Origin of the sequence: Filimonas effusa, assembly GCF_004118675.1 — a bacterium.
GTDB classification, from domain to species: domain Bacteria; phylum Bacteroidota; class Bacteroidia; order Chitinophagales; family Chitinophagaceae; genus Filimonas; species Filimonas effusa.
Genome location: NZ_SDHZ01000001.1, coordinates 2,364,675 through 2,386,660, shown reverse-complemented (window position 1 = coordinate 2,386,660; position 21,986 = coordinate 2,364,675). Strand labels below are relative to the sequence as shown.

18 protein-coding genes and 1 tRNA gene are annotated in these 21,986 nt (G+C 43.3%); 9 read left to right on the top strand and 10 right to left on the bottom strand.

The annotated features are described in order from the left end of the window. Positions 1-36: 36 nt before the first annotated feature. Together ESB13_RS08800 and ESB13_RS08795 are read right to left on the bottom strand one after the other, a co-directional pair. Entirely contained in the window at positions 37-807 is a 771-nt protein-coding gene (locus ESB13_RS08800) for a hypothetical protein (protein WP_129002621.1), read from the bottom strand. Between the two features lie 25 nt (positions 808-832). After that, positions 833-1,507, bottom strand: coding sequence for a hypothetical protein (locus tag ESB13_RS08795; RefSeq protein ID WP_129002620.1), 675 nt, complete (start codon positions 1,505-1,507; stop codon positions 833-835). 418 nt (positions 1,508-1,925) lie between these two features. Between ESB13_RS08795 and ESB13_RS08790 the strand changes: the two genes are divergently transcribed. The 3 genes from ESB13_RS08790 to ESB13_RS08780 are packed head-to-tail and all read left to right on the top strand — an operon-like array spanning position 1,926 to position 3,131. Continuing rightward, a complete protein-coding gene (locus ESB13_RS08790; RefSeq protein WP_164974142.1) occupies positions 1,926-2,348 on the top strand; it encodes a hypothetical protein in 423 nt (140 codons plus the stop codon). Continuing rightward, complete coding sequence (locus tag ESB13_RS08785; RefSeq protein ID WP_129002618.1) at positions 2,329-2,757, top strand: hypothetical protein; 429 nt, start codon at positions 2,329-2,331, stop codon at positions 2,755-2,757. The genes ESB13_RS08790 and ESB13_RS08785 overlap by 20 nt, the downstream gene beginning before the upstream one ends. Then, a complete protein-coding gene (locus ESB13_RS08780; protein WP_129002617.1) occupies positions 2,754-3,131 on the top strand; it encodes a DUF6941 family protein in 378 nt (125 codons plus the stop codon). Before ESB13_RS08785 ends, ESB13_RS08780 begins: the two co-directional genes overlap by 4 nt. A gap of 77 nt (positions 3,132-3,208) precedes the next feature. Here the strand turns inward: ESB13_RS08780 and ESB13_RS08775 are convergent, their stop codons facing one another. From ESB13_RS08775 to ESB13_RS08745, 7 genes are all read right to left on the bottom strand, one after another. Beyond that, positions 3,209-5,281: an ATP-binding protein gene (locus ESB13_RS08775; protein ID WP_129002616.1), complete on the bottom strand. Its 2,073-nt coding sequence runs from the start codon at positions 5,279-5,281 to the stop codon at positions 3,209-3,211. Between the two features lie 183 nt (positions 5,282-5,464). Beyond that, positions 5,465-6,106: a super-infection exclusion protein B gene (locus ESB13_RS08770; protein ID WP_129002615.1), complete on the bottom strand. Its 642-nt coding sequence runs from the start codon at positions 6,104-6,106 to the stop codon at positions 5,465-5,467. 813 nt (positions 6,107-6,919) lie between these two features. Next, positions 6,920-6,994: transfer RNA gene (locus ESB13_RS08765), tRNA-Val, on the bottom strand. 295 nt (positions 6,995-7,289) lie between these two features. Next, a complete protein-coding gene (locus tag ESB13_RS08760; protein ID WP_220399583.1) occupies positions 7,290-7,793 on the bottom strand; it encodes a (R)-mandelonitrile lyase in 504 nt (167 codons plus the stop codon). 14 nt (positions 7,794-7,807) lie between these two features. Continuing rightward, positions 7,808-8,974 carry an NAD(P)-dependent alcohol dehydrogenase gene (locus tag ESB13_RS08755; protein ID WP_220399582.1) on the bottom strand — a complete coding sequence of 389 codons (1,167 nt, stop codon included), beginning with the start codon at positions 8,972-8,974 and terminating at the stop codon, positions 7,808-7,810. A 92-nt stretch (positions 8,975-9,066) separates the two neighbouring features. Next, positions 9,067-9,948 carry a helix-turn-helix domain-containing protein gene (locus ESB13_RS08750; protein WP_129002613.1) on the bottom strand — a complete coding sequence of 294 codons (882 nt, stop codon included), beginning with the start codon at positions 9,946-9,948 and terminating at the stop codon, positions 9,067-9,069. Positions 9,949-9,987: 39 nt separating this feature from the next. Next, positions 9,988-10,473, bottom strand: a complete 486-nt coding sequence (locus ESB13_RS08745; RefSeq protein WP_220399581.1) for a VOC family protein — start codon at positions 10,471-10,473, stop codon at positions 9,988-9,990. Between the two features lie 145 nt (positions 10,474-10,618). On the opposite strand from ESB13_RS08745, the gene ESB13_RS08740 reads away from it, so the two are divergent. Together ESB13_RS08740 and uxuA are read left to right on the top strand one after the other, a co-directional pair. Then, a complete protein-coding gene (locus tag ESB13_RS08740) occupies positions 10,619-11,461 on the top strand; it encodes an SDR family oxidoreductase (RefSeq protein ID WP_129002612.1) in 843 nt (280 codons plus the stop codon). A gap of 31 nt (positions 11,462-11,492) precedes the next feature. Further along, positions 11,493-12,674: a mannonate dehydratase gene (gene uxuA, locus ESB13_RS08735; RefSeq protein WP_129002611.1), complete on the top strand. Its 1,182-nt coding sequence runs from the start codon at positions 11,493-11,495 to the stop codon at positions 12,672-12,674. Here the strand turns inward: uxuA and ESB13_RS08730 are convergent. Next, a complete protein-coding gene (locus ESB13_RS08730) occupies positions 12,671-13,705 on the bottom strand; it encodes a LacI family DNA-binding transcriptional regulator (RefSeq protein WP_129002610.1) in 1,035 nt (344 codons plus the stop codon). The genes uxuA and ESB13_RS08730 overlap by 4 nt on opposite strands. Before the next feature lie 464 nt (positions 13,706-14,169). On the opposite strand from ESB13_RS08730, the gene ESB13_RS08725 reads away from it, so the two are divergent. The 4 genes from ESB13_RS08725 to ESB13_RS08710 are packed head-to-tail and all read left to right on the top strand — an operon-like array spanning position 14,170 to position 21,984. Beyond that, positions 14,170-15,225 carry a glycoside hydrolase family 43 protein gene (locus tag ESB13_RS08725; protein WP_246022476.1) on the top strand — a complete coding sequence of 352 codons (1,056 nt, stop codon included), beginning with the start codon at positions 14,170-14,172 and terminating at the stop codon, positions 15,223-15,225. 40 nt (positions 15,226-15,265) lie between these two features. Continuing rightward, positions 15,266-19,438: a two-component regulator propeller domain-containing protein gene (locus tag ESB13_RS08720; protein ID WP_129002609.1), complete on the top strand. Its 4,173-nt coding sequence runs from the start codon at positions 15,266-15,268 to the stop codon at positions 19,436-19,438. Between the two features lie 18 nt (positions 19,439-19,456). Further along, positions 19,457-20,797: a BNR repeat-containing protein gene (locus ESB13_RS08715; protein ID WP_129002608.1), complete on the top strand. Its 1,341-nt coding sequence runs from the start codon at positions 19,457-19,459 to the stop codon at positions 20,795-20,797. Positions 20,798-20,799: 2 nt separating this feature from the next. Continuing rightward, a complete protein-coding gene (locus tag ESB13_RS08710; RefSeq protein WP_220399580.1) occupies positions 20,800-21,984 on the top strand; it encodes a glycoside hydrolase family 88/105 protein in 1,185 nt (394 codons plus the stop codon). Positions 21,985-21,986: the final 2 nt, after the last annotated feature.

Below are 21,986 nucleotides of genomic sequence, written 5' to 3'. Positions count from 1 at the left end.
GGTTTAATTTTAATATGATTGGTGATAGCTTAAGTGCTAGAAGTCGTTGCCGCATTTGCACTCTGTAATTGTACCTGGTTCATAGTAATTAATATAATTTCTGACGGCTAGAATCGTTTTGTCGAAATTGAAATTGAGTAAATCAATATAAAATGATTCGTACTTGTTAGCGGTATTGAGAGTTTGCTTTGTATGCATTATTTCATCTCTCAGCCGTTTTAACTTATCAATTTTGGTATAATCAGCCTGTTCTTCCAAGTGGAATGACTTTCCGAATATTTCAGGAATGACTAATTTTATCTTGTCATCAAACGGAAGGTTTCTCTGGATTTGTTGGGCATTAAAGGTCTCGCTTTTTTGAGTTCCCTCTCTTGTGAATTTGTATGTTTCAGGTATTTTGTAGTTAATAAAACATTCTATCGAATTGAATAAAAACGTAGTAAATACTGCCGTGTTACCAAAGAAATCATAGATAAGATGTTGATCGGTCGTTGCTCTGAATTGATTGTTGTCAATGTCTCGCAGCAAGTCAAGCCTTTTTTCTCTTACTACTCTTAAATGTGATTGAGCGATATGGAAATAAAGTGTTACAGGGTTGGGCTCTGGAATACGATAGTCCTTTTTATTCAGATTATATACGAATGCTTGAGTTAACATATTGTCTTCACCAATCAATAGAGGGTAATATCCAGACCTTAATCTTTCTTCTAGTTCGGTTTTGTCTGGGATAGGTGCGTTCTTTAGCAATTCGTTTGCATCCCCGCCGAGTGGAACTCTAAGTATAAACTTCTTTTCTATGTGTTTCATATCTAAGTTTTAGGATTAAAGTAATTTACTTAATTGTACTAATGAAATCTTCTATTCTTGATTGAGTTGCTTCTAAAAAAGTGTCACTTTTAAAATGGGTCCGCAGAATTGCTGTTGTAAATAGTAGATGTGTTGGGAAGCTTTTAATCGCTTTGTTCAAGAACACAAACTGTTTCATATTACTCATCCTAGATAAAGAATAATTCATGCCTCCGAAATGGTCATATTTGGAATAGTATGTATAAACGTCATAAGCGGATACATATTTTTCAAAGCCTGGCTCTTTTAGCAGTGTCAAATATAAATCATGAGGTTTTTTATATCCAGTTGCTTTTGGTACTGGCTGACTTCCATCGCCTGTGTAATCTTCAAAACAAGTGGGGTTGGCATTAACTAGGTTAATATACATGTTTGACATAATGTTTTGCGGTATGTTGCCTTCAAGTGATTTAAAATGCTTCAATGTGTGATTGACTGAATCAGATAGCATCAATAGGCAATATTTCTTGATTTCTTCTTCGCAAGAAATCAAGTCATTCTCGTTTTTGGCAAGAATCACAATCGCATTGAGCATTATCAGATAATCAAGGAAAATGGCTCTTACAATAATCCCACAGCTAAAGTCAACTCTAGAATTATTTGGAAATTCTCTTATTAAGATACTTAACCCGGTGGAAGCAGCATGTAACCTTTCTATCATTGTGAGGCAAAATAGTATTACATCATCTTTTGGTGCTCCATTAAAATATGACAGTATTCTATTGCATTCTAGAGGGACTTCCACGAATTGCCTATTATGAAAATTCTAAACGCCATTCAAATGGAGTTTAGAATTTTCAGCCTATCCTGAGAAATTATATCCTCAAGAAAATCAAGCAAATCGAGTCTTTGAATAGCATTCGGAGAGTAAATTTGATTGCTTATGTTAAAGTTTGTTTTTTTTCCTTTTTCCCGTTTAAATGCCTATTTTAATCTACCTGTATGCGGTCAAATGTGTATAATTGTACCATCGTTTTGTCAAAATGGCACTAATTATAAGTCAATATCAGCCCGATTCTACAGTTCTAAGACTGCAAACTTGTTTGGGAAATGACATAGATAATGAGCAGTTCAAATTTATGTCCAATTTTGAGTTAGCTCAATGTAACATTTTTGAAGAAGACTATCCTGCGGCCGTATTTAAGGGCCAACCGACCGCTATTTATAACTGCCATGGAATGACTTTTGCGTCAAAAAGAACTGGGATTTATGAAGAGGCTGAATTGCTAAAAATATTAATTGATGACAATTATGTCGAGATAAGAGAATTAAAAGATGTTTTGCCAGGAGATATTGTATTATATTACGAAGACAATAAGATTACTCATTCAGGAACGGTGTGTAGGATAGAGGAGTCTGTTGCGAATTACGACCTGAGACACATATTTGTAATAAGTAAATGGTCAAAGCATAAAGAAGTTGTTCATAACGTTAATTATTCACCCTACAGTTCAGGTTTAAAAAGATATTGGAGGATAAATCATGGATTTAAGATCATATAAAAAGACAATAACCGAACTATATTTAGTGGCCAATACGCCTTATTTTCTATTTGATAATATGCGTAGGTCTAATGTTGTTCAGTCAATTGCTGCTCAGAATTCAACAGCTGAGCTAATAAAAGAATTTAATGAAAGAATATCTCGCCCAATAAATGACATATCCGAACTTGCTGAGATATATGCGATATTTATTTCCATTTCACTAAAGGATCTAGATGAAAATTATGATTTTTTTCTTCAGGTAAAAGACAAGGTTAAGTTCGAATGGTTCCCTGTAATTGCAAATTATTACCTGAAAAATTATGCTGTTGTGAAAAAATCTTTAATCGTTGACAATAACGCTCAGGAGCCCACAATTCGAAATTATCACAGCCAATCTAATGGAAATAGTATAATGCTTTCTATATGACGTGTTCAACATTATTATGTGCTCAGACAATAATAACAGATAAGGCTACAAATAATGTATCGGTTATTAATATTGTTGAAAACATTAATGCATCTTTGTTCCCTATTCAAATTCCAATTTCAGTACTAATTGCCACTGAAAGAAAAGTAGAAGATCCAGCTTCATTTAATATTTTATTTCGTTTCACTCTTAATGGCGATCCATTGCTCGAAACCCCGGTTGCTGTGACGTTTTTGGACCAAACCGTCAAACACAATGCAACAATTAATATCGCGGGCTTGCTGATCAACCAACCGGGTATGCTTTTCGCATCTGTTGTGTACAACGGTGAAGTCATAAAGTCGACTTCTTTGACCGTACAAGGTAATGGCTAACGCAATCAAAGTTGGGAGAAAAGAATTAATGTAACTAGTTCTACTTCTGTTAATCTAAGTTTGACAATTTATGAGTCTTAGGAAATTCCGAGCTTGTCAAAAAGTATTCTATTGCGTTTTTGAGCGTCTTTCAGTACTTTTTCAAACGGCAACACTTCAATGTACGCCTTATAGTACTCACTTTTTACGTTAAAATACCCTAGTTTATCTGGTGTTTGCTTATATTCTCTACTCCTTAGTATTTTTTCAAATGAAGGTGTGATATCACAAATTATATAGACATAAAAGGGGGTGCTTGGATCAATTTTAATAAAGCGCCCAGACCTGTCTTTTACCTTTCCCTCTAATATCGCTTCGATATACTTTTCACACTGCTCTATAGGATTTTTTTCGGCATCAAAATCTTGATAATTGTTTCTTTGGGGTTTTTTAAATTCAACGATTGTAAAGGAATTGTGAGGAGGTCGTTTGTCTTCCGAGAATGCTAGAGCATCGTTATAGATTATCAAATCTGATCTATCCTTGTTGTCAATGTTAAGGGCATCTATTTTGTCAAATTTTTTATCAGACGCTAAGAACGAATGATAAGTTAAGCGCTCATCCAATAGCCATAGATTCTGATTTTCATGCAGCACTTCGTCTGATGTTGTTCTAATTGGAAAGAAAATATTGTGTATCATGTCTTCGTCCTCGAACTTGCCTTGAGAATTAATGCTTAAAAATTCGTCAAGCAATTCTATCACAATTTTTCGATGCACAATATATCTGGCTAAATCAACCTGACCGATTTCGTTGTATTGCTCAAGGAATTTCTCATAGCGTTTTCTATACTCATCCAGATTTTTTATATCCTTAGTTTCTTCCGATAATTTTTGTGCTTCTTCTTTAATTTCAATTTTCCAGTCGGCCTCAATTCTATATAACTCTATGTCTAACTTTTGTTTTGTTAGGCTAGGTGGTAATTTCTTGACTTCTTCTATTCTATTGTTGAATACTGCTCTATATTGAGGTAGTTCTTGGTTAACCGTTGGTCTGTAGTTGTTGATTTTTGTCTCCCTTACGTTAGCTAAATAGTCGGAAAGTAGATCTTCTATTTCTTCGACTGCTTTGTTCCTGATCTTTGATAGCGTGATTTCTTGTATTAAGTTGATCTCGTCTTCGTCTTCTTCAATTGGGAAGTTGAAACCGATTCTTTCTGTATCGACATGAGTGTTTAAAAAGTCGCCAACTACATAAGCTTGATAGTAAAATTGATTACTGCCATCACTAACGGGATATCGACCCAAATCCGGGATTTTACTTATCAATCCTTCTTCTTTAACACTTCTATGGTGAGCACAATAATGTATTTTATGGCTTTGTGACTTAAAACTCTTCGTCAGATATAAAGTGAATTCGCTTTCTCCTATTTCGAATTTTCCCGATTGGATTTTCTTCTCAAATTCTAAATTAAATATGCTTTGGCAATTTACTTCATAATTGTTTTGATCTCTTATGATTATTTGCGGTGCTGTGTTTTCTATAAAATAAAGTAAAAAATGATTCACAGCTTCTCTTGCGATCTGAAAAATGCTTTTAGGTACATGTTTTTTATACTCATCTCTAAATTCACTCAATAGCACGCTTGTTAAACGATCTTTATGAATAGAGTGTGTTTCGTTAAAGTTGTGGATTCCTTCCTTTGTGTTTTTGTATTCGAATTCTCTTGTAATAAATTCCGTTCCAGACATGAATGTGCTTCTAACTAAAATCTTTTTGAATGCTTTTAAACATACAAAGCGGCCAACTCCTTTTCCTCCAATTTCTATTTTGTGGTCCGTATCTGCTTCAATAAAATAGGTTATATTTTCATTAGTAAAACCCAATCCGTTGTCTTCAATTTCTATTGAGTGAATTGGAAATTCGTCAATGTCAGTAAGCTCTTTGTAGAACTCAGGATTTCCATTTCTTATTAATTTGACAAGAATGCGACCGATAACTGGTTGCAGTTTAAAAAGTTCGTTAATTGAATGAATTGAATTGCTGATAGTCTCGTAAAGAGGTAAGAGAGGCTTTGTTTTAGGCAAAGATGTGTTTCTTACCTTATTTGCAATATTGCTTTTAGGCTTAAGGTCAAGCTCTCCAATTGTTAATTGTCCTTTAGCTTCCATATTTAATTATTGTGGTAGGCTAGAGTTTGCTTTATGTATGGCAAACAATTCGGTTACAGTATACTAAGATATGCCTTATTTTGAACTCTTGCAATGAGCGCAGCATTTATGTATGCCAAATCATTAATAAAATCATGTGGATTAGCATTTGATCTGTTAGCTTCGCGTAAGTAATGGTTAAATTTACCACCGAGAATTAAATCGGTTCTCAATTCTGCTCCTTTCAATTGCCCAAGTTGGTCTTTGGGCTAAAATGATGCTTTTTTCGGACTTGGTTGGATTAGCCGGTAAGTCAATTAAATCAAAGCTTAAATGTTCGTTTGCGTATTCAGTAATGGAAAAAGAATAATAGATACCATGGACATACTGAAAGCCTGTCGCTGAAACCTGATAGATTATATTATTGTTTACAAGACCACTAACCGTGTCATTATCCATAGGTAGCTGTAATGTTCGCTTGTTATTAATGTAGAACTCTCTTAACAAGGCCTTCTCATGAAAATCTAGATGTCTGATGGTATTCAGAATGCGCTTCTTTACTTTTTCAATGTTTTTTTGCTGGGTATATCTTTTGCCCAAATACGTGAACAAAGCTGCTATTAAAAAGCTAAGACTGCCTAAAAAGGTAATTCCAATATATAGCCCATATTGTTTTTTGAAGTCATTTAAATATAGCCTTTCAATAAATCCTTTAGGCGCAAATAAAACGAATGCACTAATAATGCAAAATATTAATAGAAGCTTTGAAGGGATCCGTTTTAAATCAAACAATTTCTCTAGAAGTTTATCCATTTTTTTGTTATTTAATGGTGTCAATGCACTCATTAGCCTCCAAACGCCATTTAGTCAAAAATAAAACTTATGTGAGATGGATTTGCTTATATATACATCTTTCCTTTCGAATTAGCTTTTGGGCTATCCGCGGTTGTATTTAGGCTCTTCCTTTCCCTGCTCCGCGAATTTCTTAAACAGTCTGCCGCAAAACAAGGTCTGCGCCTTCGCTATCGCTGCGGCTGGCCTTCGGTTCGAACAAAAATTTCTCCACCTCTTGCTTTTGTGTCCGCCTTGCGGCGGACGGCATTTGAGGTAGTAAATTTTTGTTCAAAACCTTGTTATTGCGCCAGCCTGTTTTAAGGCCGGGTTTGCTAACAGAGAAAGGAAGGGGGGCGGTCGGCTTTAGTGCCGGGTTTCTTGATTGTATGGGTTTCGAGGCAGTATGCTGCTCCGGCAGCTACAACTAGCTTCGGCCCTTTCGGCAGAGTTCAACAGCAAGCGAATAGGGCGGCTACTTATCTTATTTAACTCAAACAGCAGCCACCTTTTTAGGAAAGGTTGTATCTTTATAATGATAGTTCTTTACAGCTCCATTCGACTTTCAACAAAGGTTTGACTTTAGTTTGTTTGCAAATTGTTTGCAAATAGCCCTGAAACGGGAATTTAAATCACCGTGCTCGACCTAAAAGGCAACGGTATTTGTATAGCAAGAGAAGGGCTTTAGGTAAATGATTTCTGAAACTAAAGACCAAAGAGTTTACTAATCAACTTTTGAGTGTCAGATATTTATGATTGGATAAGGCCAGCAGCGGGCAATTTAACCCCAATAAAAAAGCCTCACATTTCTGTAAGGCTTCTGTTCTGTGGGAGCACACGGGCTCGAACCGCGGACCCTCTGCTTGTAAGGCAGATGCTCTAAACCAACTGAGCTATGCTCCCTTTTCGCGTTGTTTTTTGTTAACCCTTATCGCGTTTGGGAGTGCAAATATATGCCTTGTTTTATATTGTCCAAATTTTTTTATCGTTATTCTGTTTTTTTATTGGTGAGATACTTGTTGTGTCGCGAATGAATAGGTGCTGATTGTTGTTCGGACACCTGGTGAGGGGAGGATGAAGTTTGTAAACGGAAGTGCCGGGCTGGAAGAACGGCTGGTTGCATCAAGGCAGGCCGGCTTTTAAAGCTCAGCAGGTGGCCTGCCTTGGTTATGCTGCGAATGGCTTTAAACGGGGGGATTTAAAGCTGGTTGTATTCTTCGTCGCTTACGGGGCGCAGCCAGGTGACTTGCGTGTCGCCTTCGTAGTTGGTGATGGCAATGTGGACCATCTTCGTTGATGCTGAAGCGCCATGCCAGTGCTCTACATGCTCCGGTATGTTCACGACATCGCCTCTCTTTATTACCTGCGCGGCTTTTCCTTTTTCCTGGTACCAGCCGAGGCCTTCGGTGACGATCAGTACCTGTCCCTTTGGATGGGTATGCCAGTTGGTTCTGGCGCCAGGCTCGAATGTGACGCTGCCGGCTGAGAAGTTGTTGTTCTTGTCTTTTGCCAACAGGGGTGTCAGGAAGGCGTTGCCTGTAAACCAATCTGCAGGCAGCGGGTTGCCTTTGGCGAATAATGGTTCGGTGTTATTGGTTTGTTCCATTGTTGTTTTATTTGATTGTTCCTGCTGGTTGTTCCGGCTGCATCCTCCTGCGATGAGCAGAAGGAGTACAGCGGGGGTAACAATTAATCTTTGCATGAATGATGTTTGGCTTAGAAACTGGCGGCGTCTATTACAAACCGGTAACGGGCTTCTTTGTTCAATACTTTCGTCCAGGCTTCGTTGATCTGTTGTGCTTTAATTACCTGGATACTGGGTATGATTTTGTTGTCGGCGCAATAGTGGACTACTTCCTGTGTTTCGGGGATACCACCTATCAGCGATGCATTGAAGTTTACGCGGGTGTTGGCGAGGCCGATATTGCTCAGTGTTAGTTCAAAACCTACGGGCATGCCTACCTGGGTAAAATGACCAAAGGGCTTCACTGTAGAAGCATAGGCGGCTACATCGAATTGTGCTGGGATGGTAGATATCATGTAGTCGAGTTTTTTGCGGTAGGGCTTTAATTTGGAGATATCGTCGACTACGATCACTTCTTTTGCGCCAAAGGCAAGAATGTCTTTTACTTTGGAAGGGGAGGTGGTAAAAGCATATACTTCTGCGCCTTTGGATACGGCTAGTTTTACTGCCAGGTGTCCCAGTCCGCCAATACCTGCGACGCCTACTTTATCGCCTATTTTGAAGCGGGCATTCATTAACGGTGAATAGGTGGTGATGCCGGCGCATAACAGTGGCGCTGCGTCTTCCAGTTTAATATGATCGGGGATGTGTACAGCGAAATGATCCCGCACGACTATGTTGTTGGAATAGCCGCCCTGGGTGATGCCGGAAGGGGATGTTTTATCGGGAGCGCCATAGGTGAATACGGTGGCGCCGTGATCGCAGTAATGTTCTTCGCCATGTTTACAGCTTTCACATTCCATACAACTGTCGACCATACAGCCTACGCCGGCGCGGTCGCCTACTTTGAATTTGGTGACGTTTTTACCTACGGCAGCTACGATGCCTACTATTTCGTGGCCCGGTACCTGGGGATAGGGTTGTTTGCCCCAATCGCCACGCATCTGGTGGATATCGGAGTGGCAGATGCTGGCGTATTTGATATCGATGAGTATATCGTTATCGCCTACGGGCCTGCGTTCAAATGTCCATGGGCTTAGTCGTCCTGATGCGTCTTTGGCTGCATATCCTCTCGAGGGTATATTCTTACTCATATCTTTTATCTTTTGTTGATCCTGTGAAAAATTATTAAATGGTTTGGCAATGATGAATCCTGCGTCCGCTATGGCGGTTTGCTCAATGAATTTTCTTCTTTCCATAGTATTTCGTTGCAATTGCATTTATACGGCTACAAAGTTAGAATGGCCGTTGGTGCAGTTGTTAAAGGATATCAAACCGATGCTTAAGAAAATCAAACAATTTGTTTGCCGCGAAAACTGGTGGGGTTGACGCCGGTCGCTTTTTTGAAGTAGTTGTTGAAATAGGTGGGATAATCGAAGCCAAGTGCATAGCCGATGTCGGCAACGGTCCAGTTGGTGTGCTGCAGCAGGGCTTTGGCTTCGCTGACGATACGTTCGGTGATAAGGGTGGTGGTGGGTTTGCCGGTCACTTCTTTTACGGCGCGGTTCAGGTGGTTTACATGAACGGAAAGGGTTTGGGCGTAGTCCTGCGCTGTTTTCAGAAGTAAAGGACGGTCCGTCGTTTCAATGGGGAACTGGCGTTCCAGCAGTTCCAGGAAAACGGCGGTGAGCCTGGAGGCGGCATTTTGCTGTGTATTGAATTTCTCCGAGGGTTGCAGTTTCAGCGCCTCGTGAATGATAAGGTTGATGTAGTTGCGTACCAGTTCATCTTTGTAGGCGTAATCCGATTGCTGTTCCTCGATCATTTTCATGAAGAGGGTATTCAGGAATTCACGCTGTGTGGTAGTGATTTCCAGGATGGGGGTGCCACCGATCTTAAATAAAGGCGATTGTTGCAGGCTTTCGGAGCGTTCGGACAACTTCAGGAAGTCTTCGGAGAAGAGGCAGGTGTAGCCCTGGTAACTGGTGGAAAGGGTTTCCCAGGAGTAGGGGATATGCGGGTTGCCGAAGAACAATACGGTGCCATCGGCTTCAAAGCTTTTATCGGCGTAATGGATGATACTTTTGCCGGTGGTGAGGCAGATCTTGTAGAAATCCTTCCGGCTGTATATACGTGTGGCATTGCCATCGCATTCGATCTGGAATGCGTTGAATCCCTTTAATTTCAGTTCGTTGTTGAAGGGGGATACCGAACGTATCACTTTCTCTTTCATCCGGCAAAGTTAAGAAAATGAAACAATGGGCGCCTTGTGTTATTCACTGTCGGCGGGTTCCCATAGTTCGATTTTGTTTCCTTCAGCGTCCATGATATGAATGAATTTGCCATATTCGAATGTTTCGATCTGGTCGAGGATGGTGACGCCTTCTTTTTTCAGTTCTTCTACCAGCTGCACCAGGTTTTCTACCCTGTAGTTGATCATGAAGTCTTTGGTGGAGGGGTCGAAATACTTACTGGTTTCCTTGAAGGGGCTCCATTGTGTAGAGGCCTTTTTGGTACTGTCGTCGCCTTCGTACCATTCAAATGTAGCCCCGTATGGGTTGGTGTTTAAACCAAGGTGTTTCTGATACCATTCTCTCATTTTTTCGGGGTCTTTGCTTTTAAAGAAAATACCGCCGATACCGGTTACTCTTTTCATTTTTATGGTGTGTTTGTTTTGTGCTGCCAGTAAGGTTTTCACTGTAAAACCCAGGCAAAAGGATGCCGTCGTTGCCAGTATTATGAATGTAGCCTTTTTCATTGTTTCTGTAAATTATGCTTTTTCCCTGTTTGCCGAAATCGTTTCCGTAAAAAATCGCTTCCGGCACCCCGGTCCCTGCTAACTTTATCCCTGGTTTTTTTAGCTCTTATAACTTGTATTACTTAGCTCTTAAACTTGTATTACTATGTCTTCAGAATTGTCAGGAAAAATAGCCGTTATCACCGGCGGCGGTGGTGTTCTTTGCAGCACTATGGCGCAGGCGCTTGCGGCGCAGGGTGTTAAAGTTGCCGTGCTGGACCTTAAAGCTGAAAATGCTGACCAGGTTGCTTCTGCCATCAATGCCAAAGGCGGTAAAGCCATCGGCGTTGCTTGTAACGTATTACAAATCGATAGCCTGAAAGCGGCACACGAAAAGGTGCTGGCTGAATTAGGGCCCTGTGATATCCTTATCAATGGCGCCGGCGGTAACCATCCCAAAGGAACTACTTCCAAAAATCACCTGCTGGCAGAAGACCTTGAGTCTACTGAAGAAGGGCTGAAGACTTTCTTCGACCTGGACCCGGAAGGTATCAAGTTCGTATTCGATCTGAACTTCATTGGTACGTTGCTGCCTACACAGGTATTTGCGCGTGATATGGTGGGTAAGAAAGGTACTTCCATCATCAATATTTCTTCTATGAATGCCTTCAGGCCTTTGACGAAGATTCCTGCTTATAGCGGTGCTAAAGCGGCGATCTCCAACTTTACGCAGTGGCTGGCGGTTCATTTCTCCAAAGTGGGTGTTCGTGTAAATGCACTGGCTCCGGGATTTTTCCTTACCGATCAGAACCGTACGTTGCTTACGCAGCCTGATGGCAGCCTGACTGAACGTGGTAATACCATTATCAGCCATACGCCTATGGGACGTTTTGGTACGCCTGATGATCTGACCGGAACACTATTATGGCTTTGCGGCAGCGGATCTGAATTCGTTACCGGCGTAGTAGTTCCTATCGACGGCGGTTTCAGCGCATTCAGCGGTGTGTAACTTTTATCATCAACTCATTTAACTTATAACAATGGCATTAGAACAAACCTGGCGCTGGTACGGACCGAAAGATCCTGTTTCCCTGCCTGATATAAGACAAGCCGGTGCTACCGGTATTGTTACTGCATTACACCATGTTCCGAACGGTGAAGTGTGGACGAAAGAAGAGATCCTGAAACGTAAAGCGGAAGTGGAAGCGGCAGGCCTTACCTGGTCTGTAGTGGAAAGTGTTCCTGTTCACGAGGATATTAAAAAACGTACCGGTAATTACGAGCAATATATTGCCAACTACGCGCAATCGCTGCGTAACCTGGGTGCCTGCGGTATCGATATCGTTTGCTACAACTTCATGCCTGTACTGGACTGGACGCGTACCAATCTCGACTACGCTATGCCTGATGGTTCTACAGCCTTACGTTTTGAAGCGGCTGCTTTTGCTGCTTTTGAACTGTATATCCTGAAAAGGCCAGGTGTTGAAAAAGACTATAACGACGAGCAAAAGGCTAAAGCAAAAGCTTACCTCGAAACTTTGTCTGAAGAGGATAAAAAGCTGCTGGTGAAAAACATCATCGCAGGTCTTCCCGGATCTGAGGAAGGGTATACACTGGAAGAGTTTTTGAAGGTGCTGGCCGGTTATGATAACATTGGTCCCAAAGAACTGAAGGAAAACCTGTTCTATTTCCTGAGCCAGGTGATTCCTGCTGCGGAAGAGGCTGGTGTGTTGATGTGTATCCATCCTGATGATCCTCCTTATGCTATTCTTGGACTGCCCAGGGTGGTAAGTACAGAGGCGGATATCAAAGAACTGTTTGCTGCGGTGGATAGTCCTAACAACGGTCTTACTTACTGTACCGGTTCTTTTGGTGTACGTGCCGATAATGATTTACCGGGTATGATCGAGCGTTTAGGGCATCGTATTCACTTCATTCACCTGAGAAGTACACGTCGTGATGCAGATGGTAATTTCCATGAAGCGGATCACCTGGATGGTGATGTAGATATGTATGCGGTGATGAAGGCTTTGGTGCTGGAGCAAAAGAAACGTGAAGCGGCTGGCAGAAAGGATCTGCGGATGCCTTTCCGTCCTGATCATGGTCATAAGATGCTCGATGATCTGAAGAAGAAAACGAATCCCGGTTACTCTGCTATCGGCCGCCTGAGAGGTTTGGCTGAATTACGCGGACTGGAACTGGGTATCCTGAGAAGTCTTTAATCTTTCTTCTTATAAGGAAAGGAAGCGGTGCTGTCTCTTTCAATGAGTGTAGACGATAGTACGATTCTGCGGTCTTTAGAAATGGCTTTGTTTTTTCCCATCGACTGGAATAAAGCAGTTGCCGCTTCCTTTCCAATTTCAAATGCCGGTTGGGTGATGGTGGTGAGAGAGGGCTTCAACAGGGAAGCCGTTCTGAGGTTCGAGAAACCTATCACTTTCATTTCGCCGGGGATATGAATGCCGAGGGCTTCACATACTTCGTAGGATAGTGTAGCCAGGGATTCAACAGATGCGAATACGCCGTCGGGGCGGGTTTTGCCGGAAAAGGCTTTTTTCAGTGTTTCAAAATGGCTGCCGTTTTCTTCTCCCAATAACAAGGTACGTTCTTCGCGTACTTCAATGCCGTTATCTTCCAGGGCTGCTTTATAGCCTTGCCAGCGTAGCTGATCGGTAGATAAATGCGCTGAACTGGCCAGGTAAATGATATCCTTACATCCTTTTTCAATTAAATGCCTGGTGGCGAGGTAACCGCTTTCCTGGTCGTTGGTCGTTACTTTCACCGTATCTATTTCTTCACTTACTCTGTCGAAGAAGATCAATGGAATGCCGGCTTCACGCAGTTCGTGGAGGTGGCTTAATTCCTGTGTCTGGCTGGAGAGGGAAAGGATGACGCCATCGGCGCGGCCGTTTAGCAGGTGGCGTACCAGGGCTGCTTCCTTTGCATGGTTTTCGTGGGTGATATAGATGAGAACATGGTAGCCTTTTGCCTGGGCAATTTCTTCTATACCATTGATAACCAGTGTGAAAAAGTTGTTGGCGATTTCGGGGACCATTACAGCGATGGTGTTGCTGCTGCGTTTACGCAGGCTGCGTGCATAGGGGTGAGGCTGGTAATTGAGCTGTTGGGCCAGTGCCAGCACACGTTCTTTGGTTTCCGCACTTATTTCATAACTATCGCTAAGCGCGCGGGAAACTGTAGAGGGAGCCAGATTCAACTCCCTGGCAAGCCGTTTTAAGTTTACCTGGTCCATTTGGCCACGAATATAATCATAAGTTGCGGAGTTGGGGGAGGCTGGCGTGTGAGGGGCGTTGGGGTGTACCGGTAAGAACTGCACAAGTTTGATAAAGGGCTTTATAGCGGCTTATTAGCGGCTGAAGCCGGGTAAAAAAAACGGGAAGAAGATAATATTGAAGGAGATTTCGGGAAACTGACCTGGAACCTTGCTATAGTCGTGACTTACCCGGCTGGTAGAGCTGGTTTACCTTATTCTTGATTTTTACCGCCTTTCGACGGCCGTACATTGCACCTGTTATTGGCGTTCGATGAACGTGATTTCAATAATGGAGGCTTGTTAGTGCGCCTGATTGTATCATTCAAAATGTGAAAATTGTGAAAATGACACCTAATTATACCATTTTACCCCCTATCGCTTCTGCCGAAGGGGGTAAATTGCAAGTGGAATATGTTTTAAAAACGTTGCTTAATTTTTGTTGTATGAATTCAATTTCTTCCCGTTTTCGCCCTTTTCGTGTGTTGCCGGCTGTTGCCAGGTTGCCTTTTTTCCTGTTTCTGGCTTCTTTTGTATTGTCGCTTTTCATGTTGGCGCCGGTACATGCCCAAAAGGCAAAGCAGAAATATACTGCCTACCTGTTTGCTTATTTTACCGGTAACAAAAAGGAGGATGAATCGATTCACTTTGCTTTAAGTGATGATGGTTACAATTTTAAAGCGCTGAATGGCAACCAGCCTGTTGTGGCTTCTTCAGATATCAGCTCTACCGGCGGCGTTCGCGACCCGCATATTTTACGTGGAGCAGATGGCAAAACTTTTTATATGGTGGTAACCGATATGGTTTGCTCACTTGGATGGAATTCGAACCGCGCCATGGTGCTGATGAAATCCACTGATCTTGTTAATTGGACTGCTTCTGTCATCAATATTCAAACCCGGTTTCCCGGTAATGAAAACCTGCTGCGCGTGTGGGCGCCACAGAGTATTTATGATGCCAAAGCAGGTAAATATATGATCTACTGGTCGATGAAGCATGGTAATGATCCCGATAAGATCTATTATGCTTATGCCAATAAAGATTTTACCGACCTGGAAGCGGAGCCTAAACAACTGTATTTCCCGCCGAATGCGAATTCTTCCTGTATCGATGGTGATATCGTCGTGAACAATAGTGAATTCCATCTTTTTTATAAGAATGAAGGTCAGGGTGCGGGTATCAGGAAAGCAGTGTCGAAAGAGCTGACAGGCGGTTACCAGTTGCAAGACAGTGCTTATGTAAACCAGACCAAAGATCCCGTAGAAGGTGCAGGCACTTTCAAACTCAATGACGGCGAGGGCTGGATACTTATGTATGATGTTTATACCAAAGGAAAATATCAGTTCACCAAAACGAATGACCTGCAGCATTTCTCTGTGATCGATCACGAGGTTACTATGGATTTTCATCCCCGTCATGGAACCGTGATGCCTATCACTGATAAGGAAAAGAAAAGGCTGCTGAAACAGTGGGGTACAGTTACTACTGCTGCTGCCCACTAATAACAGGCATATTTCTTAGTTCACTTTAAAGAAGCGGCTCATGCGATACTATGTATCCGGCATATGCTGGCTTTGCTTCCTGCTGTCCATTACTCAGTTGTGGGCGCAGCCTCCGCGTGTAGATCACCTGGGGATAGAGCAGGGCCTATCCAATAATTCCGTGACCTCGATCATGAGGGATCACAACGGTTTTATGTGGTTTGGCAGTTTCGACGGCCTGAACCGCTACGATGGCCAGCGCTTTAAAGTGTTCCGGAATAAACTTAATGACAGTACCTCACTTGCGGCCAACAGGATTGTTGCCCTGGCCGAAGACAAACGCAACAATTTATGGATAGGTTCCAAACGGGGCGTAAGTATCACTAATAATACCAGTGCGGGTTTTCAGCAACTTCGTTTTGTGGCATACGGCAGTGGTAAACCGGCGCGCCTGCTTACACCTGTAAAAGATATCTGTGCCGATAACAGCGGAAATGTATTTGTAGCAACAGATGGCGAAGGGTTACTTATGGCTGTTCCGGGTTCTTTTGATGCACAGCAACTGCCTGTTGAAACCAATGAGGGGCGGTTGTATAGTTATTCTGCTCAATCGATTGTTATAGATAGTGAGCAAAGAGTATGGGTATTACTGAATGGAAGAGGGCTGGCGCTTTACAACTACCAGAAGCAATCATTGGTGGTGGTGAATGCTGCCTTGAATACTGCCAACTGCCTGGCATCGTTGGGCGATAACCGGTTGTGGGTGGGTGCATCCGATGGTTTGTATGAGTATGATATCAGTCGCAACAATTATATAACGCATTACAACGAGCAGCCTGGTGCTTTATCAGCGGCCCGTATCGTTAAACTCTGTGGTGATGCCCGTAAGCGTTTATGGATAGCAACCGATGGGGGAGGTGTCAATATTTTTGATCCTGTTACCCGGGGATTTTCTTATCTGCCTGCGGGGAAAGCTGCCGATGCTATTGCCAGTTCTGCTGTTTATGCGGTGTATAGTGATGCGCAGGGGCTTCAGTGGATAGGTACGCTCAGGGGTGGTGTCAATATCATCGATCCCCGGAAGGAGCAGTTCAATACTGTTAGCCGTGGAGCGTCTGGCAGTCCTTCAAAAGACTTTGTATTATCTTTTGCTGAAGAGCCGTCGGGCAATCTCTGGATAGGCAGTGATGGCGGGGGGCTCAGTTGCTGGGACAGGAAGCGGAATAGCTACAGCAACTTTATGCATCAACCCGGTAATGCCGGCTCGCTCAGCAATAACTTTGTTACCAATATCTGTTACGACAGTTATCAGCAGTTATGGGTGGCCACCTATGGCGGTGGCATCAACCGCCTGCGCAGTAATAACTCCTTCGATCATTTCTATTGCCCGGATAACTGGGGTGGTTACAACAATGATATATGGGTATTGTTTGAAGACAAGGCGCGTAATCTCTGGGCGGGTGTTATAGGCAGTGGTCTTAACCGCTTTAACAGAACTTCCAACCGTTTTGAGCTGTTTGCCGCCGAGTTGCCGGACATACTTACCATGGCAGAAGATAAAAATGGCATACTCTGGGCGGGTAATTTCAATAGCCTTATCCGGATAGACCCGGTTAAAAAGAAGTATGATTTTTTTCGTGTAAACACTCCGGTACGTGCTATTTCGATCGATGATGATGGTGCTGTGTTGTGGCTGGCTACCGAAGGTTATGGCCTGCTGAAGTTCACTCCGGGTAATAACCAGTTTGTTACTTACGCTACGGAAAAAGGGCTGAATAATCCTTCGGTACTAACATTACTTGACGATATGCAGGGGCATTTATGGATGGGTACTTTTGGAGGATTATCGAGGTTTGACAAGGCTTCGGGCCGTTTCCGCAATTACCTTGGAGCGGATGGGTTGCAAAGTGACCAGTTCAATTATAATGCAGCGCTGGCGCTATCATCGGGAGAGCTGGCTTTTGGCGGTATCAAGGGGTTCAATATTTTTTACCCGGATAGCGTTCACCAGGCGTATAGTAGTTTCCCGGTATTGCTGACCGATATAAAAGTTAATAACCAGCCTGTTTTTGCCAACAGCAAATGGGTGAGTGGCGCCGATGCGGACAGGATCTATTCGTTGAAATTACCTTTTGACCAGGCACATCTTGCGTTTTCCATGGCTGCGCTGGAATACCCGAGCGCGAACAATATCAAGTATGCCTATTTTCTCGAGGGCTGGGATCAGCATTGGAATGATGTAGAGGCGCAGCATTCGGGTCTTTACTCCAACCTTCGTGAAGGCAATTATGTACTGAAGATAAAGGCTACCGACGCGAATGGGGGATGGGGGCAACCGAAGGAGGTTTTACGGATACAGGTGCTGCCGCCCTGGTACAGGAGCTGGTGGGCATACACGTTGTATATACTGGCGGCAGGCGCTATCGTATTCATTTACCAGCGTTACAGGATCAACCGTGCCCGTTTGAAGTACGAAGTGGCACTGGCGAGAGTGAATGCTGAAAAAGAAAGGGCGGAACTGGAAAGCGCTCAATCGGAAAAGGCCATGACCATGGCCCGTTATGAACAGGAAAAAGCTGAAAGGGAAACGGAAAAGGTGATCAACGAAAGGGAAAAGGAAATATATGAGAAGCGCCTTTCTTTCTTTACCAATATATCGCATGAGTTCAGGACACCTTTAACCCTTATCATCAGTCCCTTACAGGGCTTGCTTCGCAAGCAGCATGATGCCGAAGAGTTGAAGGATCTGAATACCATCAACAGGAATGCCCGCAGGCTGTTGCGGTTGATAGACCAGCTATTGCTGTTTCGTAAAACCGATAAACATGCGGATGATCTTTCTCTTACGCGATTCAATCTTTCGGAGCTTTGCCGGGATGTGTTTCTTTATTTTATCTATGAGTCCCGCGCCAGGAATATCAGCTATACACTAGAGGGCGAAGCGTTTGAATTTGAACTCTGTGGCGACAGGAACAAAATAGAGGTAGTCCTGTACAATCTTTTATCCAACGCATTTAAATATACTCCTGAAAACGGTGTTATCCGGTTTGAAGTATCGGAGACGGATGATGAGGTGCTGATCGCCATAACCGACACGGGTAAAGGCATTCCGGCTGAAGCAGGTGATAAGATCTTTGACCGTTTTTACCAGGCCGAAGGTCATGCGAAAGCCGGCTTTGGTATTGGGTTGTTCATGGTAAAGCAGTTTATGATGCAACACCATGGAGGTGTTTCTTATACCAGCGTTGCCGGTAAGGGCAGCAGTTTTGAACTACGTTTCCTGAAAGGAGAAGCACACTTTGAAAACCAGGATATAAAAGAATATAATCCAGCCACAAATATGAACGATATGCTACATTATGAAGAAATGACGGAGGCTGCTGAAGCGGCTGTAGTTGATGCGGTATTACCCGCTACCCCGGTCATCTCCGCCAGGAAAATACTGTTACTTGTTGATGACGATATTGAAATGCTGAACTATATGACCCAGCTTTTTGAAGAGGAGTTTACCATTTATAAGGCCGCCAACGGTATAGAGGGGCTCGAGCAGGCAAGGTTGTACATGCCTGACCTGGTGATCAGTGATATTATGATGCCAGGTATGACGGGTATAGAGATGTGCAGGCACCTGAAAGATGATGCTACCTTCAACCATATACCGGTAATACTGCTTACTGCCATGGCATCGCAGGATGTGCAGTTGCAAGGAACGGAGCAAGGGGCCGACGACTATCTTACCAAACCCTTCAATAATGACTTGTTGATTGCTAAGGTGAAAGGGTTGCTGAAGAACCGTACCAACCTGCAGCATTATTTCTATGACCAGGTAACACACCGGAAAAATCATCTGAAGGTGCCGCCTGAATATAAGCAACTGCTGGAGAAGTGTATCACTATCGTGGAGCATCATCTTGATGATGACCAGTTTTCTATCCAGGTACTTGCCCGCGAGATAGGGATGAGTCATTCTTATTTATATAAGAAGATAAAGCTGATATCTGGTCAGTCTGCGAATGCTTTTATCAGGTTTCTGCGGCTTCGCAAGGCGGCCGAGTTGCTTATCATCTCCCGGGCGACTGTGAATGAAGTGGCTTATAAGGTGGGGTTCAGTGATATCAAGTATTTCCGGGTACAGTTCAATAAGCTTTTTGGGATGAACCCATCGGACTATATTAAAAAGTACCGGAAAGTGTTAGGTGAAAGTATGCAGGTTGATAAGAGTGATTCGAGATAAATATAACAGATCAAAAATATGAACGCAAGGATTATTCTACCGGGGATTTTATTATTGCTGTACAGCACCACTGCTGTACAGGCGCAGAAGAATTTTGTTACACCAGGCAGTTTGGAATGGGTGGATGTAGCCGAAGGCTGGGCCAGTAATTCCGTGAATGCAGCGGTGTTTCGCAAGAATTCTCTTACTTCCCGGGGGGATACCCAGTTCGTTGCTTTCTATAATAAAGACGCTTATGTGGTTGTGGGTAAACGGCGCATTGGTGGAAAAGAATGGCAGTTGCAGCAAACGCCTTTTAAAGGCAATGCCCGCGACGCACACAACATCATTAGTATCATGGCTGATGGTGAAGGTTTTGTTCACCTGGCCTGGGATCATCATAACGGTCCTTTGAAATATACCAGGAGTATCACACCGGGTTCGTTACAGTTTTTGGAGCCGATGTCCATGACTGGTATTGCCGAAACCAAACTTAGTTATCCTGAGTTCTACCGGCTTGCCAATGGGGATCTGCTTTTCTTTTATCGCGACGGTGGATCGGGGCAGGGCAATATGGTCATCAACAAGTACTCGGTTCGTGAAAAGAAATGGGTGATGCTGCATCGGAATCTTATCGATGGCGAGGGTAAACGTAATGCTTACTGGCAGGCTTGTGTAGATGGCAAGGGCGGGATTCATATTTCATGGGTGTGGCGTGAAAGCCCGGATGTTGCCAGCAATCATGATCTGTGTTATGCGGTATCCCGTGATGGCGGCATCAGTTGGGAGTCTTCTTCCGGCAATCAGTATCAACTGCCTATTACTGCAGCCAATGCGGAATATGCCTGTAAGATACCGCAGGGCAGTGAACTAATCAACCAGACTTCCATGACAACCGATGAAAAGGGCAACCCTTTCATCGCTACTTATTGGCGTGATTCCGGGACAGTTGTTCCGCAGTACCACCTGGTATACCGTTTCAATAACAAATGGTGCATCAATGATCTTGCTTTCCGGAAAACTGCATTTAGTCTTAGTGGTGGTGGAACCAAACGTATACCAATATCGAGGCCGCAGGTGATTTGCTGGGGCTCTGGAAAAGACTTGTCGGTAGCGGTGTGGTTTCGTGATGAAGAAAGGAATAATAGGGTGTCTATGGCGCTTAATAAAGCTGTGAATAAGGGCAAACAATGGGTGCTGACTGATCTGTCTTCTGCTGCTGTAGGATCGTGGGAACCTACTTACGATATCAACTTATGGCTGGAGAAAAAGCAGTTTCATGCTTTTGTACAATATGTAGAACAGGCCGATGGAGAGGGTGCTACCAATACACCTCCTCAAATGGTACAGGTACTGCAATGGCAACCTTTAAAAAAATAACTATGAATAAGAACGTTATGGCTATCACGAAGATTTCAATAGCCCGGTATGTAGCTGTTATTACAATAGCTTGTTGTATAACGGCATGCGGCAGCAGTCGTAAAAGCAGCCACTCCGTGGGGTGGACTCCCGACCAGGTGACGGAGGTGATCACAAAAGTGAACGAACACTGGCAGCAACAACATTCTCCGCAGCAACGATCGTTCTGGGATGAAGCGGCTTATCATACGGGAAACATGGAAGCTTTTTTTGTAACGGGGAAAGAGCAGTATAAAAAGTATTCCGAAGACTGGGCAGAACATAATAAATGGATGGGGGCGAAATCGGCCGACAAAGCGGCCTGGAAATATCAATATGGCGAAAAGGATGATTATGTGTTGTTCGGTGATTGGCAGATCTGCTTTCAAACCTATATCGATTTGTATAATCTGGATAAACAGGATCACAAAATAGCCCGTGCCCGCGAGGTGATGGAATACCAGATGAGTACTCCCAACCGGGATTACTGGTGGTGGGTCGATGGTCTTTATATGGTAATGCCTGTGATGACCAAGTTATATAAGGTGACTGGTAATGAGCTTTATCTTGAAAAACTACATGAATACCTGAACTGGTCGGACAGTATCATGTACGATGCTTCGGAGCACCTGTATTATCGCGATGCCAGGTATGTGTATCCCAAACATAAATCTGTTAACGGTAAAAAAGACTTCTGGGCAAGAGGGGATGGATGGGTATTCGCGGGATTGGCGAAGGTGATAAAAGATCTGCCGGCCAGTCATAAATATCGTCAGCATTATGTGAGCAGGTTTAAAGAGTTGGCCGCTGCCATTAGCAAGTCGCAGCAGCCGGATGGCTATTGGTCCAGGAGTATCCTTGATTCGGCGCATGCGCCAGGTCCGGAAACCAGTGGGACGGCCTTCTTTACTTATGGACTACTCTGGGGTATCAACAATGGCATACTAGATAAAAAAGAATATCTGCCTGTTGCGCTGAAAGGCTGGAATTATCTTGCCCGGACCGCCTTGCAACCCAATGGACAGGTGGGGTATGTGCAGCCTATAGGAGACAGGGCTATTCCCGGACAGGTAGTGAATGTGAATTCTACAGCCAATTTCGGTGTAGGGGCTTTCCTGCTGGCATCCTGTGAAATGTATCGCTTTTTGGGTGGTAAAACTGCTTATTAAAA